This is a genomic window from Pseudosulfitobacter koreensis, from assembly GCF_024733015.1.
GTDB lineage: Bacteria > Pseudomonadota > Alphaproteobacteria > Rhodobacterales > Rhodobacteraceae > Pseudosulfitobacter > Pseudosulfitobacter koreensis.
Window position 1 is genome coordinate 13,747 of record NZ_JANKJG010000015.1, and the last position, 19,124, is coordinate 32,870.

The window sequence follows — 19,124 nt, forward strand, 5'->3', positions numbered from 1 at the left end:
TTTTGCACCGGGGCGCCGCGCACCATGGTCTTGACGGAATTTGTCCTGCATGGTCTTGGACAACAAAACACCCGCAACGAGGGCCACAGGTGATACGGACATTATACGATTGGGTTCTGCGCATGGCGGACCACCCCAACGCGCTGTGGCTTTTGGCGTTCATCGCATTCATCGAAAGCTCGGTTTTCCCTATCCCGCCCGACGTGCTGATGATCCCGATGATCATCGCCCGCCCATCGCGGGCCTGGCTGATCGCACTGGTCGCTCTGATCGCCTCGGTTCTGGGCGGCATTCTGGGCTATGCCATCGGCGCGCTGGCGTTCGAGCAGCTGGGCCAGCCGATCCTTGCCGCTCTGGGCAAGGGCGATGCGATGGCGGAATTCAGCACGCGGTTCAACGACATGGGGTTCTGGGCGGTTCTGGCCGCGGGCATCACGCCCTTCCCGTTCAAGGTGATCACGATCATGTCAGGCTGGACCGGCATGCCGCTGGGCGTCTTTATCACCACGTCGATCCTGGCGCGCGGCATCAGGTTCTTTGTCGTCGCCGGATTGCTGTGGAAGTTCGGCGCACCCATTCGTGATTTTATCGAACGCCGCCTGGGGCTTATGTTCACGCTATGCCTTCTGCTGCTGGCAGGAGGCTTCTTCGCCACGAGGTATCTATGACGCAGCGCCACTGGATCGCGATCGCAACGCTGGGTTCGGCGGCGCTGATGTTGGGCGCGCTTGGGTTTCAGTATCTGGGCGGATTCCACCCCTGCAAGATGTGCTACTGGCAGCGCTATCCCCATGTGATCGCGGTAGTGATCGGTGCCATCGCGCTGTGGATGCCTAACCGCCTGCTGATCCTCGCGGGCGCGCTGAGTGCTGCCACGACGGGGGCGTTCGGCGTCTATCATGCGGGCGTCGAATGGAAATGGTGGGAGGGTCCGACCACCTGCACGTCGGGTGACATATCGGGGCTCAGCACCGATGCGCTGCTGGACCAGATCATGAGCGCGCCGCTGACCCGCTGCGATGACATCGTGTGGCAACTGGCCGGTCTGTCGATGGCGGGCTGGAACGCGGTGATCTCGTTTGTGCTGGTCGGGTGCTGGCTGATGGCGCTGCGCCGCGCCTAGGACGACTTGCGCGTCGACAGCAGCAGTGACGTTTCGGATGCGACGATCCCCTCCAGACGGCGGATTTCGAACAGAACCCTGTCAAAACTCTCCAGAGTTTCAGTGCCGATCTCGATGATCACGTCCCAGCGGCCATTGGTCGAATGGATGTGGCGCACGGCACTCATGCCCTGAAGCTGGCGGATAATCCGCTCGGTGCCGCGCCCTTCGATCCCGATCATCATCAGTCCGCGCACCGGGTCTTGCAGAGCGTCCTCGCGCAGGACAACCGAGAACCCAAGGATATCGCCGCGCGCCTGCAGCTTTTCGATGCGCCCGCGCACCGTGGTCCGGGTGACGCCCAGACCGGCGGCCAGATCTGACAGCGACGCGCGCGCGTCGTGGCGCAGGGCGGCAATCAGCCGCTTGTCCATATCGTCCATATTGTCATTCCGTTTTGATCAATCGGCACCCAATACGATCAATTTGTTCGCTTGTCGATGACCCGTTTCGCGCAATACCTCTTGTCCAAGCCAGACAGGAGAACCGCCATGACCACGCAAAACTGCATTTTGATCGGGGCACCGATGGACTGCGGCAAACGTCGCACCGGGTGCCTGATGGGCCCCGACGCCTATCGCACCGCCGATCTGGCGGGGGCGCTGCGATCACTGGGACACACAGTGCAGGACCGTGGCAACGTCACCCCTGCCCCCGTCGATCCGATCCCGCATGACCGCATTCACAAACTTGCCGAAACAATCGCCTGGACCGAAAGCCTGGCCAATGCCAGCGAAGCCGCGCTCAGAGACGGGTTCCCGATCTTCATGGGCGGCGATCATGCGGTGGCGCTTGGCACCGTGCTGGGAGCCACCCGCCATGCCGCCGCCGCAGGCAAGCCTCTGTTCGTGCTGTGGCTGGACGCACATACGGATTACCACACGCCGCAGACATCCGGGTCGGGCAATCTGCATGGCACGCCGATGGGCTATCTTGCAGGTCTGCCCGGCTTTGACGGCTTTCCGGTGGTCGATTATCCGGTGCCGCATGACAACATCTGCATGCTGGGCCTGCGGTCGGTCGATCCGGAGGAACGCGCGGCGCTGCAGGACACAGATGTCACCTATATCGATATGCGAGCCATCGACGAACACGGGATTGCCGGACCGCTCAGCGCCTTCCTGGACAAGGTCCATGCAGCAGGCGGCCATTTGCACGTCTCGCTGGATGTCGATTTCCTTGATCCGTCGGTCGCGCCCGCTGTAGGCACTACCGTTCCGGGCGGCGCCACCGTGCGCGAGGCGCATCTGGTGATGGAGATGCTGCACGACAGCGGCCTGATGACCTCGCTCGACCTGGTCGAACTGAACCCGTTTCTGGATGACCGCGGCCGCACTGCGCAGCTGATGGTCGAGCTGACCGCCTCTGCCCTCGGCCGCCGCATCTTTGACCGCCCCACACGCGCATTCAGCTAAGGAGAGCCCACATGCTGACCCCTTCCGACAAGGCCCTGGTGCCCTTCGTATCCGTTGATCACATGATGCAACTGATCCACCACATCGGCATCGAAGCTGCCCTGCAAGGTCTGGCCGACTATATCGAAGCCGACTTTCGCCGCTGGGAGCTGTTCGACAAATCCCCCCGCGTGGCGTCCCATTCCGCAGAAGGCGTGATCGAACTGATGCCAACCTCGGACGGCGAGGTTTACGGTTTCAAATACGTGAACGGCCACCCCAAGAATACCGCCGACGGATTGCAGACCGTCACCGCCTTCGGCCTGCTGGCCGACGTGGCGACGGGCTATCCGGTGCTGTTGTCGGAAATGACGATGCTGACCGCGCTGCGCACTGCCGCAACCTCGGCGCTGGTGGCGCGGGTGCTCGCACCCGAGGGGGCCACCACTATGGCGATGATCGGCAATGGCGCGCAATCCGAATTTCAAAGCATCGCGATGAAGGCCATCGTGGGCATCGACACAGTCCGGCTCTATGACACCGACCACAAGGCAACGGCGAAATGTGCGGCCAATCTGGCGGGCAGCGGTCTGACCGTGGTGTCGTGCACCAGCGCCCAAGAGGCCATCGAGGGCGCGCAGATCCTGACGACCTGCACGGCGGACAAGCAATATGCGACGATCCTGACCGACAACATGGTGGGCGCCGGTGTGCACATCAACGCCATCGGCGGCGATTGCCCGGGCAAGACGGAGCTGGCCCCCGCGATCCTTGAGCGGTCTGATATCTTTGTGGAATTTCCGCCGCAGACCCGTGTCGAGGGCGAGATCCAGCAATTGGATGCGGATCATCCCGTGACCGAGTTCTGGGAAGTGCTGAGCGGGGCAAAACCGGGACGCACATCGCAAGCGCAGATCACGTTGTTCGACAGCGTGGGCTTTGCGACCGAGGATTTCAGCGCACTGCGCTATGTGCGCGACCAGATCAAGGGCACCGCTTATTTCCACCCGCTCGACCTGCTGGCCGATCCGGACGACCCGCGCGACCTGTTCGGAATGCTGCAAAGGTCGAATGGCTGAGGCAGTCAAAGCCCGGCATCAGGCCGCCGGGCAGAACCGCCCTTACGCTTCCAGTTCCGCATCCCAATAGAGGAAGTCCATCCACGCTTCGTGCAGGTGGTTGGGCGGGAACTTGCGGCCCATGTTGCGCAGTTCTTCTGCGGCGGGCTGACGGGGTGGTTTGCGCAGGGCCATGCCGGTGCGGTGCAGCGCCTTTGACCCCTTCTTGAGGTTACACGGACTGCACGCCGCCACCACGTTCTGCCAGCTGGTCACGCCACCGCTGGCGCGCGGCACCACGTGGTCAAAGGTCAAGTCGCCCTTTGCCCCGCAGTACTGGCAGCGGAATTCATCCCTCAGAAATAAATTAAAGCGCGTGAAGGCCACGCGCTTTTGAGGTTTGACATAATCTTTGAGGACGACAACCGACGGTATCCTGAACACCGTGCTGGGGCTTCGGACCACCTCGTCGTATACGGCGACGATGTCCACCCGGTCGAGCCAGGCCGCCTTGACCGCTTCCTGCCAGGGCCACAGCGACAAGGGGTAGTAGCTGAGAGGCCTGTAATCCGCATTCAGCACCAGTGCCGGATGCTGTTTCAGCGCGCCCGGAGCGCGTGTGAATTCCGTTCTGAAGTCGCCGTCCATTGGTGCAATCATCCTCACCCGATGTGGCACCCGATCCGCGTCTGGCAGTATCGGGTCAGAGCCTGTGCTCCCGCCTGCTGAATTTGACTATATCTCGTAGCAAGCATCTGACAAGTCCGGTTTTTGCCACTAGATGTTCGAAGCGTTCAAGGGGCCGAAATTTCACGCTACCGTTACAAAACGGGGCGCCTGTGGACCGCAACGCAGGCGAGACACCGCCATTGGGACGGTCGAATCACCCCTACTTGCTGGCGACAGGCATGTCGCTCCAGCCCTCGCGCATGCATTTTCGCGCCCGTGCCGACCGTGTGGCGCTGCCGTTCAGGCGCAGTTCGGGCATCACCTCGCGGCTCAGATCATAGACCGCAAGGGCCAGGCACAGGGGCGGCACTTCGCTCACTTGCGACAGGTTCACGAAATGCACGTCGATATGCTGGCCGGTGTGCACGCGCCACTGAAACGACCGGAACAGCGAGGTTTCGGGGCTTTCGCTCAACCGAGCGGCGAAAAGCGCGTGCCAGGGGCTGTCCTTCAGCCAATCGGTCTGATGCCAGTCCTCCAGACCCACCACCCAGACATCGGCACCTGACAGATCGGACACAGGCTGGCGGTTGTTCATCGCCTGGTCGGCGGCGTCGATCCGCATCATTGCCTGCCCGATGCCATCGGGCATTCCAGCCATGCGCAGGACAAATTTGCGCCCCAGCTCTTTTTCCAGCGTGACCGGCGGAACAAAATCACCGGTGCTGCGTTTGGCCGAGGCTGAGGGTGCGTAAAGCTGTGCCCCCAGCACGACCGAGATTGCCATAACTGCCCGCCGCAAGGCGGATTTTGCGCGTGTGTTCAACATGTTCTGCCCCTGTTGCCGTTGCCCTTCTTTGATTGGGGTTCAGTCAGGCACAAAATCTTGTTGAAAAATAGTGTTAAGATACCACCCTTGGCTAAAATCCCAGCTTGTCGCGCAAAAACGCCAGTGAAATGCTCAGACCATCGGGCGCGATACCATGGGCCGTGCCCTTCATCACATGTGCAAAGACGTCCTTCCAGCCGGCCTCCTGCAAGGCTTCGGCGGCCTGTGGCAGCGACTGCGGGGGAACCACGTCGTCCTGATCACCGTGCACCAGAAGGATCGGAGCGCGCGATACGACGTCATCGACCAACGCCTCGGGGTTCAGCAGACGGCCCGAAAACGCCACCACACCGGCCAGCGCGTCCTCGCGGCGCGGGGCGACGTGCAGGGCCATCATCGTGCCTTGGCTAAACCCGAAAAGCGCGACCTGTTCAGGCATCAGATCTTCATCGACCATCAGCGCATCGAGGTAGGCGTTCAGATCCTCGACGGCGGCATTCATCCCGCGTTCGGCCTCTTCCTCGCTGGAATTGTCGATCCATGGGATCGGGAACCATTGAAACGCGTTGGGCATGCCGTCGATCCGCTCGGGCGCATCTGGCGATACGAACAGCGTGTCGGGCAGATGCTCCGACAGCGGATCGGCCAGCCCCAGCAGATCGGCCCCATTGGCACCGTAGCCATGCAGAAACACCAAGGCCGAGCGGACCTCGCCCGATGTCGGTTCGCGGCGCTGCGATTTCAAAACACGTGTCATGTGATCCCTTCCCTGCCTTTTGCAATTCGGTAGTACGCAAAGAGACAGCGCGCCGCAACCGACCGCCACGGGCTCCAGGCCTCGGCCATGATGCGCAATGCCTTTGGCGTGGGGCGCTGGGGCAGATCGTAGAGCACCCGCGCCGCCTCTTGCAGGGCCAGATCGCCGGGGGCGAAGACGTCCGCGCGGCCCAGGCTGAACATCGCATAGATTTCCGCAGTCCAGACGCCGATGCCCTTGACCGCGATCAGGGTCGCGATGACCTGCGCATCCGGGGCCTCGCGAAGGGCGGCATAGTCGATGTCGGCAGCGGCCAGCGCCTGTGCATAGGCAATCTTTTGTCGGCTTAGACCCACGGCGCGCAGGCCATCGTCGCCCGCTGCCAGCACGGCGGTCTCGCGGGTCAGCCCCGCGTCTTCCATCCGCGCCCAGATCGCGGCGGCAGAGGCGGTGCTGACCTGCTGGCTGACGATCGCCGACAGCAGTTGCGCGAAACCATCAGCGCGGCGGCGCAGCGGCAGCGGGCCGGTCTGCGCCAATGCCTGCGCGATACGCGGATCGGAAGCGGCCAGCCACGCGGCCCCTTCGGCCACGTCCGCATCGGTTTCGATGATGCGTCCTATGCCCGCGGGTCCGATCACAGCGTATCGAGCCAGCTGGAAACGGCAGCAATATCCGGCAGATGCATGCCCTTGGGTGCCGCTGGGCGGGCCAGCATCACCATCGCCAGCCCCAACGCACGGGCCGCCGTCACCTTGGTCTCGGACGCCGCACCGCCGGTGTTGCGATAAAGAACCGCCTCGGCCCCCAGATCACGCAGCAAGGCAACCTCGCCCTCATGCAAAAACGGCGGCGTGCCAAAGACAAAGCGCATGTTGTCAGCAGGCGGGGGCGCGTCGTGCCGCGTGGTCTGGCGCACGTAAAGCTGACCTTGATACCCGCACAGGGCAGGCAGCAACGCCCGCCCGACGTTGGTAAAGACGCTTGAATATGGCGCAATCGCGCACGCCGCCGCGTTGATATCCGGCACGTCGGTCCAGTCGTCCCCCAGCTGCGCGCGCCATGCCGGGCGGCGCAGCATGGCATAGGGCAGGCCCGCATCGGCACAGGCCGCTGCCGCGTCGATGCTGATCTGCCCGGCAAAGCCGTGGCTCACATCGAGAAGATGGGTAAAGCGGCCTGAATGCAGCGCCGCCGCAATACCGGCCCGGTCCAGTGTGACATCGGCCAGGTCAGACGCAACGCCCTGATGCGACGCACCGTTTGAAACCACGCGCACCGAGACACCCCGCGCGCGCAGCAACGACAGAACCTGCGCGGTTTCGCCCGCGCCGCCCAGCAGCAGAATGTTCACATCATGTGCCGGTCGGTCCATGCGGGCGCCTCTGGTCTAAGCCATCAGTCCAGCCTCTTGCGTCTCTTGCGCCTCGATCATGTCCACGCGCGTGGCATGGCGTCCACCCTCGAATTCTGCAGTCAGAAACGCATCGACGATCTCCAGCGCCAGCCCCTCGCCCAGCACGCGCACGCCCAGTGACAGCATGTTGGCGTCATTGTGCTGGCGGATCATCCGGGCCGAGAATGTATCGGAACACACGCCACAGCGGATGCCCGGAACCTTGTTCGCGGCCATCATGATGCCCTGCCCCGTGCCGCACAGGATGATGCCAAAGCGGCAATCGCCCGAGGCGACGCGTTCGGCGGCAGCCTTGCCGTGCAAAGGATAATGAGTGCTTTCCGGCGTGACCGGGCCGATATCGACCACCTCCCAGCCCAGATCGGCGACATGTGCGGCGATGGTCTGGCGCAACTCGATGGCGGCGTGGTCGCTGGAAAGGACGATACGTTTGGTGTGTGTCATGAGAGAAGCGTTCCCGGTCGGATGGTGGTGGCGTGTGGAATTTGACGATACGCCGCTGATAGCACAGCGCCCAAAGCTGCGCAGCCGCTGAATCGCACCGTTGCGCCGCGACGTCTCAGCGCAGCGCCGCAGCCCAGGCCATAGCCGTGTACGTACAAGCGCTTGCCGCGCCCGGTGTTCAGGTTTACGCATCTGCAAATGACAGATTCAAATGACAGCCGGGCCAGACGCAATGTGGCCGTTCTGGTCTGCGCGCAGGCGCTCTTGGGCAGCCAGATGCCGATGATTTTCGTGGTGGCGGGGCTGGCGGGGCAATCGCTGGCCTCCAACATCTGCTTTGCCACGCTGCCGATATCGCTGATCGTTCTGGGTTCGATGCTGTCGGCCACGCCGGTGTCTGCGATCATGCAACGCTTTGGCCGTCGCACCGGATTCTTTGTGGGCGCTGCGGGCGGTGCGGTGGGCGGGATCGTCGGGGCCTATGGTCTTTACCTCGGGTCGTTCCCGATCTTCCTTGCAGGCAGCTTCCTCACCGGCATCTACATGTCGGCCCAGGGATTCTATCGCTTTGCCGCCGCCGACACCGCCTCTGACACCTTCCGCCCCAAGGCGATCTCTTACGTGATGGCCGGTGGTCTGGTCTCTGCGGTCATAGGCCCGCAGGTGGTGAAGCTGACCGCCGACGCCTATGTGATCCCGTTCCTTGGCACCTATATGGCGGTGATCGCGGTCAACCTGGTCGGATCGCTTCTGTTTCTGTTCATCGACATCCCCAAGCCGCCGGTGCCCGAACTGGATGCACCGAAGGGCCGCAGCCGGATGGAGCTGTTGCGCACACCGCGCATCGCCGTCGCGGTGATCTGCGGCACGGTATCCTATGCGCTGATGAACCTCGTGATGACCTCGACGCCCCTTGCCGTCGTGGGCTGCGGGCTGTCGGGCGATCTGCTGCCAGCCTCCGAGCATGCGGGGCTCACCCAGGCCGAGCAGCGGGTGGAATTCATCAACATCGCGTCGAACGTGGTCACCGGGCACGTGCTGGCGATGTTCGCACCGTCCTTCTTTACCGGCCACCTTATCAACCGCTTCGGCGTGGAAAAGATCATGGGACTGGGCATCGCCATTCTGGCTGCTGCCGGTGTGGTGGCACTGATGGGCGTCAGCCTGGCGAATTTCTTCATCGCGTTGATCCTGCTGGGGCTGGGCTGGAACTTCGGCTTTATCGGGGCGACCACGATGCTGTCGGGCGCGCATCTGCCGCATGAGCGTGGGCGGATGCAGGGCCTGAACGATCTGCTGGTCTTTGGCGGCGTCACTATGGCCTCGCTGGCCTCGGGCGGGTTGATGAACTGTTCGGGGGGCAGCGCGGTCGAAGGCTGGGCCGCGGTCAATATCGCGATGGTGCCGTTTCTGGTGCTGGCGGGCGGATCGCTGATCTGGCTGATGCTGCGCCCGAAGGAAGCAACGATCTAGCGATCACGACTGCCAATCACGACCACCGCCAGAGCAGCAGCGATTGCAGCGCCGGATTGACCTGAAGCGCCCCCGCCCCCACGCGCGCCGGGGCGCGGGCGGCCTGCTGCAGCAGGTTGCGTGTCAGAAACCCCTCGATCAGCGCGGGCTGCGCGTCCTTGCCGACCGAGCGGCGCAGCGCATTGCGCGACGGCATCGCGGCCAGCGCGCCCTCGGCAAGTGCTGAAATACCCTCTGCCCGGCCATCGACCAGCGGAATGCGCTTTTGCGCCTCAAGCTCGGGCACCGCCTGCAAAAACCGCGCCAGACCCGTGGCGGCACCGAACGCGCGCACCGGCTCTTCGGCATCATCCTTCGCCCCCAGCGCCTGCGCCGCCGCCCACATCAGCGCACCGGAGGTGTCCGCCAGATAGGCGTCGAAATGTTCCGCATCCTCGAATGGATCGCGGTAAATATCCCAGCGGCGCGCAGCCACCAGCCGGTCAAGTGCCCTTGCCGCCTGCGGATTAAGCACGCCTGCCAGCGGTGTCACGACCTCGTGTCGGCGCACCGGAGCGCCCTCGGCGATTTCCTCAAGCGCATCACGCCACCATTGCAACCGCATCTCGGCAATCATCGCCTCCTTCGTGACCCAAGGGGCGCGCGCCACCTCGACGTTGAACGCATAGAGCGCAAACAGCACCGGGCGCGCGGCAACGGGGGCTGCCATCGCGGCGCGGAACCGGTCGTTGTCGGCCCGCTCGACCAATGCGGCGCAGGCGGTCAGGTCGGCATCAAAGGGCATGGATCACCTCTCGGATCAGCTTGGCAGTTTGCGGGGTATCCACGATGCCCATATGTCCTACATCCGGCACCATGTGATAGAGGCCCTTGTCGGTGACGGCGCGCATCAGCGGCGCATAGGCTTCGGCGTAGAACGTCTCGTCCGCCGTCCCCACGATCACGGCAAAGGGCGGCAGGGCCGCGATGTCCCGTCTGAAATCCATGCGCGGACCGTAAGAGGCGCTGAGCCGGTAGGAATAGGCCTTGCAGGTCAGATGGCCCCCCGGCTTGTCCTGCACCTGGCGCGGAATGTTGAATTGCACCACACTCAGGTGGTTCAGTGCCCGGATACCGATGGCGTTTAGCATGTTCAACCCGATCGTGCGGCGCACCATCACCCGTGCCCAGCCGCCGGTCTTGCGCCGGGTAGTGGCGGCAAAGTGATTGAGGAACGGAGCCAGCAGAACCGCATGGTCGATCAGCCCGCCATGGGCACCGCCCGCCATCCGCACGACCAGACCGCCGCCCAGCGAATGACCTCCCAGAACAACCTTCTGTCCGGGCCGGGCCACTGCCGCGATCAGATCGGCCAGATCGTCCTCCATCTGTCCGATATAATCCACATCGCCGCGCCGTCCCGGATGAAGCCCGTGCCCGCGCAGATCGGGCACCACGACATCCGCGTCCCCTGCCAGCGATTGCGCGAGCCCGTGCATCTGCATCCCGAAAAAGCTGGAGGCGTGGATCAGCACGACCAGCGGCACGTCGCGCCCTTCCGCCCCGTAGCACTGGCAGTGCAGGGCAAAGCCATCGCGCATCTCGACTTCGTGGGCAGGCGGCAGATCCACCATGCCGCGCGCCAGCTCTTTGGACAGGTCCACCCCCAGATCCCCCTCGCCCGGCATCGCGACCTCACGCTCGGACAGGATCAGCCCAAGGGCGACCAGCACCGCAGCACCCGCGACGGCAACGACCCAAAAGAGAATATCCAGTAACATTGCCCTGCTCGCTTTCGGTTCAGGTAGGCACCCCTTCGGTGCTGCAAATGGCGTCGCGGCGGCCTTCCAGCGCGTGCAGTGCGGCCCGGATCGCCGCGCGTGTTTCGGGCGCATCGACGATGGCCATATGCCCGACCCCCGGCACGATATGATAGAGGCCCCGGTCCGTGACCGCGCGCATCAGCGGCGCGTAGGCTTCGGCATAGAATGCCTCGTCTGCGGTGCCAACCACCACCGTGAACGGTGGCAGGGCCGCGATGTCACGCCTGAAATCGTTGCGCGGCAGGTACGAGCGGTCAAGCCTGTAGGTGTAGAAAGTCGTCACCGCGTCCCCCTGCGGACCGCCCAGGATCTCGGGCGGCATGTTGAACTGCACTACGGGAAGGTGGTTCAGGGCGCGGATGCCCAGCGTGTTCAGCAGCGCCAGCCCGACAAGGCGGCGCACCATCAGGCGCACCCAGGCGCTGGTCGTGCGCCGCATCGTCGCCGCAAAGTGGTTGAGGAACGGCGCCAGCAGCACCACCCGGTCGATCAGCGCGCCGTGTTCGCCCCCCGCCATGCGCAGCACAAAGCCGCCGCCGACCGAGTGCCCCACCATCATCACCCGCTGACCGGGGCGCACCTGATCGGCGATCAGGTCCGCAATGTCGTCTTCGAGCTGACCGATATAGGTGACGTCGCCGCGCCGTCCGGGTGCGGGGCCATGGCCGCGCAGATCAGGCACCAACACATCCGCCACATCCGACAGAGAGCTTGCAAGGTCATGAAACTGCACCCCGTGCCAGGCGGATGAATGAACCATCACGATCAGCGGCACATCGCGCCCCGACGTGGCATAGCGGCGGCACTGCAGAGCGAAGCCGTCACGCATCAGCACCTGACCGGTCGGTGGTGCTTTCTTGACAGAGACGGCGATCGGCACTGTCAGATCGACGCCGACGTCGCCCGCGCCCGCCATCGGGACCATGCGTTGCGAGGCGATCAGCAGCAGGGGTATCGCCAGAACGATCCCCGCCGCCAGCGCGCCCCACAAGATCAGTTCAGTCCACATCCCGTATCAGTTTCCACCTTATGGCATCCAGCAATGCCTCGAAGGACGCGTCAACTATGTTGGCGCTTACGCCCACCGTCGACCACCGCCGCCCCTGCCCGTCCTCGCTGTCGATTATGACGCGGGTGACGGCCTCTGTACCACCTTGGGTGATGCGCACCTTGAAGTCCACCAGCCGCAGATCTTCCAGATGCGATGAATAGCGGCCAAGGTCCTTGGACAATGCTTTTGACAATGCATTGACCGGGCCGCGGTCGCTGCCGGTCTCGTCCATGCTTTCGCTGACCGACAACAGCTTTTCGCCATCCACTTTGACGACCACAACCGCCTCAGACAGGCTTATCATTTGATCATATTTGTTCTTGCGCCGCTCGACGGTGACGCGGTAGCGTTTGACCTCGAAGAAGTCCGGCAGCTGGCCCAGCTCTTCGCGCGCCAGCAGCTCGAACGAGGCCTGCGCGGTATCATAGCTGTAGCCTTCGGCCTCGCGCGCCTTGATCCGGTCCAGAATACGGCCCAGCGCCGGGTCGGCGCGGTCGACCTGCAACCCCATGCCTGTCAAACGTTCGCGCAGATTCGACTGTCCCGCCTGGTTCGACATCGGAATGATGCGCGTGTTGCCGACCCTCGCGGGGTCGATATGCTCGTAGGTCGAGGGGTCCTTGGCAATCGCGCTGGCATGCAGCCCCGCCTTGTGCGCGAAGGCCGACGCCCCGACGAAAGCCGCCTGTTTCTGCGGCACGCGGTTCAGTATCTCGTCCAGCATTCGGCTGATCCGTGTGAGGTTCTCCAATGCGCTTTCCGGCACGCCCGTCTCGAACCGGCTGGCATAGGGTTCCTTCAGCAGCAGGATCGGGATCAAGCTGGTCAGGTTGGCATTGCCGCAGCGTTCGCCCAGCCCGTTCAGCGTGCCCTGGATCTGCCGCGCGCCCGCGTCCACAGCCGCCAGCGCGCAGGCCACGGCGTTTTCGGTGTCGTTGTGGGTGTGGATGCCCAAGCGGTCGCCAGGAATGCCCGCCGCGATCACCTGGGCCGTGATCCGCCCCACATCGGCGGGCAGCGTACCACCATTGGTGTCGCAGAGAGCAATCCACCGCGCGCCCGCGTCATGGGCAGCGCGGATCGCGCTCAGCGCATAGTCGGGGTTGGCCTTGAACCCGTCAAAGAAATGCTCCGCGTCAAAGATCGCCTCACGGCCCTGCGCCACCAGGTGAGCGACAGATTTGGCAATGTTGTCGGTGTTTTCGTCAAGCGTGATGCCCAGCGCGGTTTTCACGTGAAAGTCGTGGGTCTTGCCCACAAGGCAGACGGCAGGCGTGCCCGCGTTCAGAACGGCGGCCAGCACATCGTCGTTTTCGGCAGACATGCCGTTGCGCTTGGTCATGCCGAAGGCAGTCATCGTGGCGCGGGTTTGCGGTGCCGTGTCGAAAAACGCACTGTCGGTGGGGTTTGCACCTGGCCAGCCGCCTTCGATATGGTCGATACCAAGGCTATCGAGCGCACGGGCGATGGTGATCTTCTCGTCGGTCGAGAATTGCACACCTTGGGTCTGCTGCCCGTCCCGCAGGGTGGTGTCGAAGAGGTAGAGGCGCTCGCGGGTCATGGCATGCTCTCCAGCTTGACAGGATCGAACGAAGGCCCCGCCACCAGATCGACGCCATCTTTGCGCATCTTCACCTCGACGCCTGCGGCAATCAGCATCTGCTTCATCGCATCCAGTTTCGAGAAGTCCTTGGTTTGCATAGCGTCGGCACGTACGGAAGAAAACGCCGCTTCATAGGCACTAAGATCAGCGTCCGAGACGGCGGCCCAACCCGGGACGGCATCGCCCATGACCCCGAGCAATCGCATCGCGGCCCAAAGGGCGGAGCCATCACCTTTCTGAGAAAGCTGGTGCAGTTCGACAATCGCTTGAGGCGTATTCAGATCATCAGCCAGCGCGGTCGTTACCGCCTCCGTCACCTTGCCCTCGTTGGCCCCCTCAACCTGCGCATACCACTTGCGCAACGTCGCCTCTGCCTCTTCCCGCTTCTTCTCCGTCCAGTCCATCGGCTTGCGGTAATGCGTCGACAGCATCACGAACCGGATCACCTCGCCCGGCACGCCCTGCTCCAGCAGATCGCGGACCGTAAAAAAGTTGCCCAGGCTCTTGGACATCTTCTTGCCCTCGACCTGCAACATCTCGTTGTGCATCCACACGTTCGCCATCCGGTCGGTGCCGTTGGCGCAGCAGCTCTGCGCGATCTCGTTCTCGTGGTGGGGAAACATCAGATCGTTTCCGCCTCCGTGAATGTCGAACTGCGGACCCAGCAGCGCCTTGGCCATCGCCGAGCATTCGATATGCCATCCCGGCCGCCCGCGCCCCCAGGGGCTGTCCCAACCGGGGGTTTGCGCGTCCGACGGCTTCCACAGCACGAAATCCATCGGGTCCTCTTTATAAGGCGCCACCTCGACCCGCGCGCCCGCGATCATGTCGTCGACCGATCGCCCCGACAGCTTGCCGTATCGGGCATATTCACGCACCCGAAACAACGCATGGCCCTCTTTGGCATACGCGAAACCACCGTCGATCAGCCCCTCGATCATCTCGACCATCTCGGCGATATAGGCGGTCGCGCGCGGCATGTGGTCGGGTTCCAGCGCGCCAATCGCGCCCATGTCGTCCAGAAACCACTGCGACGTCTCGGCGGTGATCTCGCCGATGCTGCGCCCGCTTTCCGCAGCCCGCGCGTTGATCTTGTCATCCACGTCAGTGAAGTTCCGAACATAGGTTACGTGCGGATACTGCGTTTTCAGCAGCCGGTAGAGGATATCGAACACCAGCACGGGCCGCGCGTTGCCCAGGTGCGCGCGGTCATAGACCGTGGGTCCGCACACATACATCCGCACGTTTTCCGGGTCGAGCGGCGCAAACAGTTCCTTGCTGCGGGTGGCGGTGTTGTAGAGGTGGATGTCCATCAGGCGTCCTTGCGCAGGGTGTGGCGCGGGCCTAGCAATTCTGATGTGTCATGGAAACAAAGAACCGGCCCGCCGAGTGGATCAGCAGATAATGCAGCAGGTGGTAATGATGCAGGTTCTTGTCATGCCGCCAGCTAACCCAGAGGCGCGCGCGCGGTCAAGTCTTTGATGGCGCGGGCGGTACACGCGTGGCGGTGTTGACAATTCCTGGTCGCTCTGACCCCTTGGCGCAAAATCTCAAGAATAGGAGCGGCGGATGAAGATTTCGCATCGGATTGCAAACATCAATGGCGGTGGATCGGACGGCTGGGACGTGTTCCTGAAAGCGCGCGGCATGATCGCCGAAGGCATCGCCGTGACCGAACTGACCATCGGCGAACATGACATCCGCACAGCATCCCCCATCCTGCAGGAAATGCACCGCAGTGCGATGGCGGGCCACACCGGCTATGCAATGGTGCCGGGCATCGACGATCTGCGCGACACAGTGGCCGCACGGGTGCAGGCGCGCACCGGCGTGCCCACCACGCGCGACAATGTCATCATCACTCCCGGTGGTCAGGCCGCCCTCTTCGCGGCGCATTCCGCAGCTTGCGATCCCGGCGAGACGGCGCTTTATATCGACCCCTATTATGCCACCTACCCCGGCACGATCCGGTCGGTCAGCGCTGTGCCGCGTTCGGTGCCCGCCCATGCCGAGAACGCCTTTCAGCCGCGTGCAAAGGATATCGCGGCGGCGGCGGAAAAGGGGGCCGTGTCCCTGCTGGTCAACTCGCCCAACAACCCCACAGGCGTCGTTTACAACCGCGAGACGCTGGACGGCATCGCTCAGGTCTGCAAGGCACACGATCTGTGGCTGATCTCGGACGAGGTTTACGACAGCCAGGTGTGGGAAGGCGAACACATCAGTCCGCGCGCCCTGCCCGGTATGGCCGAACGCACGCTGGTCGTGGGGTCGATGTCGAAATCCCACGCCATGACCGGTTCGCGCTGCGGCTGGATCGTTGGCCCCGAAGAGGTCATCGCCCATCTGGTCAACCTGGCCACCAACACCACCTACGGCGTGCCGGGCTATATTCAGGACGCCGCGAACTTTGGCCTGAAGCAGGGCGCCGAGGTCGAAGCCGAGGTGGCCGAGCCCTTCCGCCGCCGCCGCGAGAAAGCCATCGACGTCCTTGCCTCCCAGAACACCGTGACGCTGGTGCCCGCACAGGGGGCGATGTACCTGATGCTGAATATCCGCGCGACGGGCCTCAGCGGTGATGACTTTGCCAACGCCCTTCTGGATGCGCACCACATCGCCGTGATGCCGGGCGAAAGCTTTGGTCAGGCGGCGGCGGGTCATGTCCGTGTCGCGATGACCATTGACGACGAACGCTTTATCGCGGCGCTGAAAACGCTCTGCGCTTTCGCCGCGGAACTGGCGGACAAATAACGCACAAGCGCTGAAAACACGAACGGCGGCGCGTCGGGCAGGTGAAACCCGTCGACGCGCCGCCGCTGTCCTGCGTCACGCCGCCCCCCGCTGAGGGGGACGGCGCGACAATATCGCAAGATTTAGAAGTTGTACGAGCCGCGCAGGGTGAACGTGGTCGCATCCGCGTCAACGCCCGAGCCGCTGATGTCGTCAAAGTTGTGCTCGAGCACTTCGCCACCCATGGTGAACTGGTCGTTCACCTTGTAGGCGACACCCAAACCGTAGAACTCGCCGCTTTCGCTGCCAACGGATGTGTCGACGCTGGCGGCACCGGCTGTTGCATAGACCAGAGTGCGGCCCAAGTCATAGCCTGCCTTCAGTTTCAGACGCGCGACGCTGTCTGCGTCGGCCACGCCTCCCAGATCAACGTCAAGCTTGTCATAGTCGATTTCGCCACCGAGGACGAAGTTGCCAAAGTCATAGTTGTACCCGCCGTGGATACCATAGGCTGCGCCGTCGCCATCAGCAGCACCTGTGCCGTCGATATCGGCATAGCCCAGCTGGCCACCAGCGTAGAAGCCGGTCCAGTCGCCGCCGACAAAGGCGGGGGCCGCCGTCGGTACGATGACCGGTGCTTCGATGACCGGGTCGGCCGGTGCGCCGGCATAAAGCGGTGCTGCGGCTGCCAGTGTGAGGGCGCCTGCGTAAACGATACGTTTCATAGTGTTGCTCCTGATTATCTTTCTTTTCGTCTTCATGACCGTCGGGGCACTGCATGCGCGCAAACAGCCTTTCGTCCCCACGGACTGTCACCAAAACGCCAGAAGCAGGGGATGGTTCCACCCACGTTTTCGTGTGCTGCTGCAGCGCGGCGGGAACACGCGCACAACCTGGGGCTGATCGGCGGCAAACGGCCATAGGCCGAATGCGACCGAATGTCGCGATTGGAGCGGACAGGCCGCACAGAGGCGCGCAGGATCGAATAATTCCCAGTCCCGGACCCCAGCGAAAGGCGGCCCGCAAAGGAGCAAGATATGCAGGCTGATCTGTGCAAAATCGCCCTTGTCGTGCGCACCATCGGTGCCGAGCGTGGTCGCGCCGCACGCGGCAGGCCCTGAGCGGCGCACGCTGCCCGACACCCCTGCCCTTATCCCCTCCTTTGCATACGGATCTCATCACATGACCGACCAAGCCCCCCTGCGCACTGGCGGGCGCGCCGCACGCCGTGCCGCACGTGCCGCCCCGCTGGCAGACCACCTGCGCCCCATCCGTCCCGGCATGAGCGGCGGACAGTACAGCCCGCTGAGTGACGCAGATGTCTTGCGCCTTCACACCGCCGCCCTCGATGCGCTGGAACGGATCGGGTTGGCCGACGCGCCGCCCTCCGGCGTGGCCTATCTGACTGCGGTCGGCGCTGTCTTGGGCGACGACGGGCGCATCCGCTTCCCCCGCGCGCTGGTCGAGGACACGATTGCCAAGGCCAACCGCACCCTGACCCTGCACAGCCGCGACGGGCTGCACGATCTGGACCTGTCGGGCACCCGCGTGCACTACGGCACCGCGGGCGCCGCGGTGCACATGGTCGAACCCGACGGGCGCAGCTATCGCGAAAGCACGGTGCAGGATCTGCACGACGCGGCGCGCATCTGCGACCGGCTGGACAACATCCACTTTGTCCAGCGTCCGATGGTCTGCCGGGATATCACCGACAACTTCGAGATGGACATGAACTCGGTCTATGCCTGCACTGCGGGCACCACCAAACACGTGGGCGTGTCCTTCACCGATCCCGCCTATGTCGCGCCCGCCATCGAGATGTTGCAGATGATCGCGGGCGGCGAAGCGGCCTGGCGCGCGCGACCCTTCGTCAGCAATTCCAACTGCTTCGTCGTGCCGCCGATGAAATTCGCCACCGAATCCTGTCTGGTCATGGAGGAATGCATAAGGCATGGCATGCCCGTGCTGCTGTTGTCCGCAGGCATGTCGGGAGCCACAGCACCCGGCAGCATCGCAGGCGCCATCGTTCAGGCGGTCGCGGAATGCCTGGCAGGTCTGGTCTATGTCCACGCGGTCAAACCCGGCGCGCCCGCGATCTTCGGCACCTGGCCCTTCGACCTGGACCTGCGCACGGGGTCGATGACCGGCGGATCGGGCGAACAGGCCCTGCTGACCGCAGGCTGCGCACAGATGCACCGGTTTTACGATCTGCCCGGCGGGGCCGCAGCAGGCATCGCCGACAGCAAACTGCCCGACATGCAAGCCGGGTGGGAACAGATGTGTTCCAACGTCATGGCGGGCCTGTCGGGGCTGAACATGGTCTACGAGGCGGCGGGCATGCATGCGTCATTGCTGGGATTCTGCCACGAAAGCCTGATCATGGGCGACGATCTGATCGGCCAGGCCATGCGCTGCGTTCGCGGCATCGAAGTGACCGACGAGACGATGGCACTCGATCAGATGGCGGCGGTCTGTATGGGCGGTCCGGGGCATTACCTCGGCACCGCCGAGACGCTGGGCCGGATGGAGATGGACAATGTCTACCCGGCCCTGGGCGACCGCACCTCGCCCAAGGAATGGGCCGAGCGCGGCAAGCCCGACCTGATCGCGCGCGCCACGCAGCGCAAGACCGCGATCCTGGCCGAGCGGTCAGCCGCCCGGTTCGACCCGGCACTGGATATGGCGATAAGGGCCCGGTTCAACATCCACCTGCCCGCCTAGAATCGCTCCGCAGGCGG

20 protein-coding genes are annotated in these 19,124 nt (G+C 63.8%); 7 read left to right on the forward strand and 13 right to left on the reverse strand.

The window, feature by feature from the left end:
* Positions 1–89: 89 nt before the first annotated feature.
* Positions 90–668: a YqaA family protein gene (locus tag NTA49_RS16050; protein ID WP_258295823.1), complete on the forward strand. Its 579-nt coding sequence runs from the start codon at positions 90–92 to the stop codon at positions 666–668.
* Entirely contained in the window at positions 665–1,123 is a 459-nt protein-coding gene (locus NTA49_RS16055; RefSeq protein ID WP_258295824.1) for a disulfide bond formation protein B, read from the forward strand. The genes NTA49_RS16050 and NTA49_RS16055 overlap by 4 nt, the downstream gene beginning before the upstream one ends.
* Here the strand turns inward: NTA49_RS16055 and NTA49_RS16060 are convergent.
* On the reverse strand, positions 1,120–1,545 hold the full coding sequence (locus tag NTA49_RS16060) for an Lrp/AsnC family transcriptional regulator (RefSeq protein ID WP_258295825.1): 426 nt from the start codon (positions 1,543–1,545) through the stop codon (positions 1,120–1,122). The two genes, NTA49_RS16055 and NTA49_RS16060, sit on opposite strands and share 4 nt — an antisense overlap.
* Positions 1,546–1,653: 108 nt before the next feature.
* On the opposite strand from NTA49_RS16060, the gene rocF reads away from it, so the two are divergent.
* Both rocF and NTA49_RS16070 read left to right on the forward strand, forming a co-directional pair.
* Entirely contained in the window at positions 1,654–2,577 is a 924-nt protein-coding gene (rocF, locus tag NTA49_RS16065) for an arginase (RefSeq protein WP_258295826.1), read from the forward strand.
* 11 nt (positions 2,578–2,588) lie between these two features.
* Positions 2,589–3,635, forward strand: coding sequence for an ornithine cyclodeaminase (locus NTA49_RS16070; protein WP_258295827.1), 1,047 nt, complete (start codon positions 2,589–2,591; stop codon positions 3,633–3,635).
* 42 nt (positions 3,636–3,677) lie between these two features.
* On the opposite strand, the gene NTA49_RS16075 is transcribed toward NTA49_RS16070, so the two are convergent.
* The 6 genes from NTA49_RS16075 to rpiB all read right to left on the reverse strand — a co-directional run bounded on the left by NTA49_RS16075 (position 3,678) and on the right by rpiB (position 7,730).
* Positions 3,678–4,262, reverse strand: coding sequence for an HNH endonuclease (locus NTA49_RS16075; protein WP_258295828.1), 585 nt, complete (start codon positions 4,260–4,262; stop codon positions 3,678–3,680).
* Positions 4,263–4,503: 241 nt separating this feature from the next.
* A complete protein-coding gene (locus NTA49_RS16080; RefSeq protein WP_258295829.1) occupies positions 4,504–5,112 on the reverse strand; it encodes a hypothetical protein in 609 nt (202 codons plus the stop codon).
* A 91-nt stretch (positions 5,113–5,203) separates the two neighbouring features.
* On the reverse strand, positions 5,204–5,869 hold the full coding sequence (locus tag NTA49_RS16085) for an alpha/beta hydrolase (protein ID WP_258295830.1): 666 nt from the start codon (positions 5,867–5,869) through the stop codon (positions 5,204–5,206).
* A complete protein-coding gene (locus NTA49_RS16090; RefSeq protein WP_258295831.1) occupies positions 5,866–6,510 on the reverse strand; it encodes a DNA-3-methyladenine glycosylase family protein in 645 nt (214 codons plus the stop codon). Before NTA49_RS16090 ends, NTA49_RS16085 begins: the two co-directional genes overlap by 4 nt.
* Positions 6,507–7,244, reverse strand: coding sequence for a precorrin-6A/cobalt-precorrin-6A reductase (locus tag NTA49_RS16095; protein ID WP_258295832.1), 738 nt, complete (start codon positions 7,242–7,244; stop codon positions 6,507–6,509). The genes NTA49_RS16090 and NTA49_RS16095 overlap by 4 nt, the downstream gene beginning before the upstream one ends.
* Before the next feature lie 15 nt (positions 7,245–7,259).
* Positions 7,260–7,730, reverse strand: coding sequence for a ribose 5-phosphate isomerase B (gene rpiB, locus NTA49_RS16100; protein WP_258295833.1), 471 nt, complete (start codon positions 7,728–7,730; stop codon positions 7,260–7,262).
* A gap of 198 nt (positions 7,731–7,928) precedes the next feature.
* Between rpiB and NTA49_RS16105 the strand changes: the two genes are divergently transcribed.
* Positions 7,929–9,203: an MFS transporter gene (locus NTA49_RS16105; RefSeq protein ID WP_258295834.1), complete on the forward strand. Its 1,275-nt coding sequence runs from the start codon at positions 7,929–7,931 to the stop codon at positions 9,201–9,203.
* A 16-nt stretch (positions 9,204–9,219) separates the two neighbouring features.
* On the opposite strand, the gene NTA49_RS16110 is transcribed toward NTA49_RS16105, so the two are convergent.
* The 5 genes from NTA49_RS16110 to cysS are packed head-to-tail and all read right to left on the reverse strand — an operon-like array spanning position 9,220 to position 14,972.
* Positions 9,220–9,987: a squalene/phytoene synthase family protein gene (locus NTA49_RS16110; protein WP_258295835.1), complete on the reverse strand. Its 768-nt coding sequence runs from the start codon at positions 9,985–9,987 to the stop codon at positions 9,220–9,222.
* Positions 9,977–10,963, reverse strand: a complete 987-nt coding sequence (locus NTA49_RS16115; RefSeq protein WP_258295836.1) for a lysophospholipase — start codon at positions 10,961–10,963, stop codon at positions 9,977–9,979. The genes NTA49_RS16110 and NTA49_RS16115 overlap by 11 nt, the downstream gene beginning before the upstream one ends.
* A 19-nt stretch (positions 10,964–10,982) precedes the next feature.
* Entirely contained in the window at positions 10,983–12,014 is a 1,032-nt protein-coding gene (locus tag NTA49_RS16120) for an alpha/beta hydrolase (protein ID WP_258295837.1), read from the reverse strand.
* On the reverse strand, positions 12,004–13,617 hold the full coding sequence (cimA, locus tag NTA49_RS16125) for a citramalate synthase (protein ID WP_258295838.1): 1,614 nt from the start codon (positions 13,615–13,617) through the stop codon (positions 12,004–12,006). Before cimA ends, NTA49_RS16120 begins: the two co-directional genes overlap by 11 nt.
* Positions 13,614–14,972 (reverse strand): cysteine--tRNA ligase, encoded by a 1,359-nt coding sequence (gene cysS / locus NTA49_RS16130; protein ID WP_258295839.1) that lies wholly within the window; start codon positions 14,970–14,972, stop codon positions 13,614–13,616. Before cysS ends, cimA begins: the two co-directional genes overlap by 4 nt.
* 256 nt (positions 14,973–15,228) lie before the next feature.
* Between cysS and NTA49_RS16135 the strand changes: the two genes are divergently transcribed.
* Positions 15,229–16,407 (forward strand): pyridoxal phosphate-dependent aminotransferase, encoded by a 1,179-nt coding sequence (locus NTA49_RS16135; RefSeq protein WP_258295840.1) that lies wholly within the window; start codon positions 15,229–15,231, stop codon positions 16,405–16,407.
* A 122-nt stretch (positions 16,408–16,529) separates the two neighbouring features.
* Here NTA49_RS16135 and NTA49_RS16140 read toward each other — a convergent pair whose 3' ends face one another.
* Positions 16,530–17,111 carry an outer membrane protein gene (locus tag NTA49_RS16140; RefSeq protein WP_258295841.1) on the reverse strand — a complete coding sequence of 194 codons (582 nt, stop codon included), beginning with the start codon at positions 17,109–17,111 and terminating at the stop codon, positions 16,530–16,532.
* A gap of 457 nt (positions 17,112–17,568) precedes the next feature.
* On the opposite strand from NTA49_RS16140, the gene NTA49_RS16145 reads away from it, so the two are divergent.
* On the forward strand, positions 17,569–19,107 hold the full coding sequence (locus NTA49_RS16145) for a trimethylamine methyltransferase family protein (RefSeq protein WP_258295842.1): 1,539 nt from the start codon (positions 17,569–17,571) through the stop codon (positions 19,105–19,107).
* Positions 19,108–19,124 lie beyond the last annotated feature (17 nt).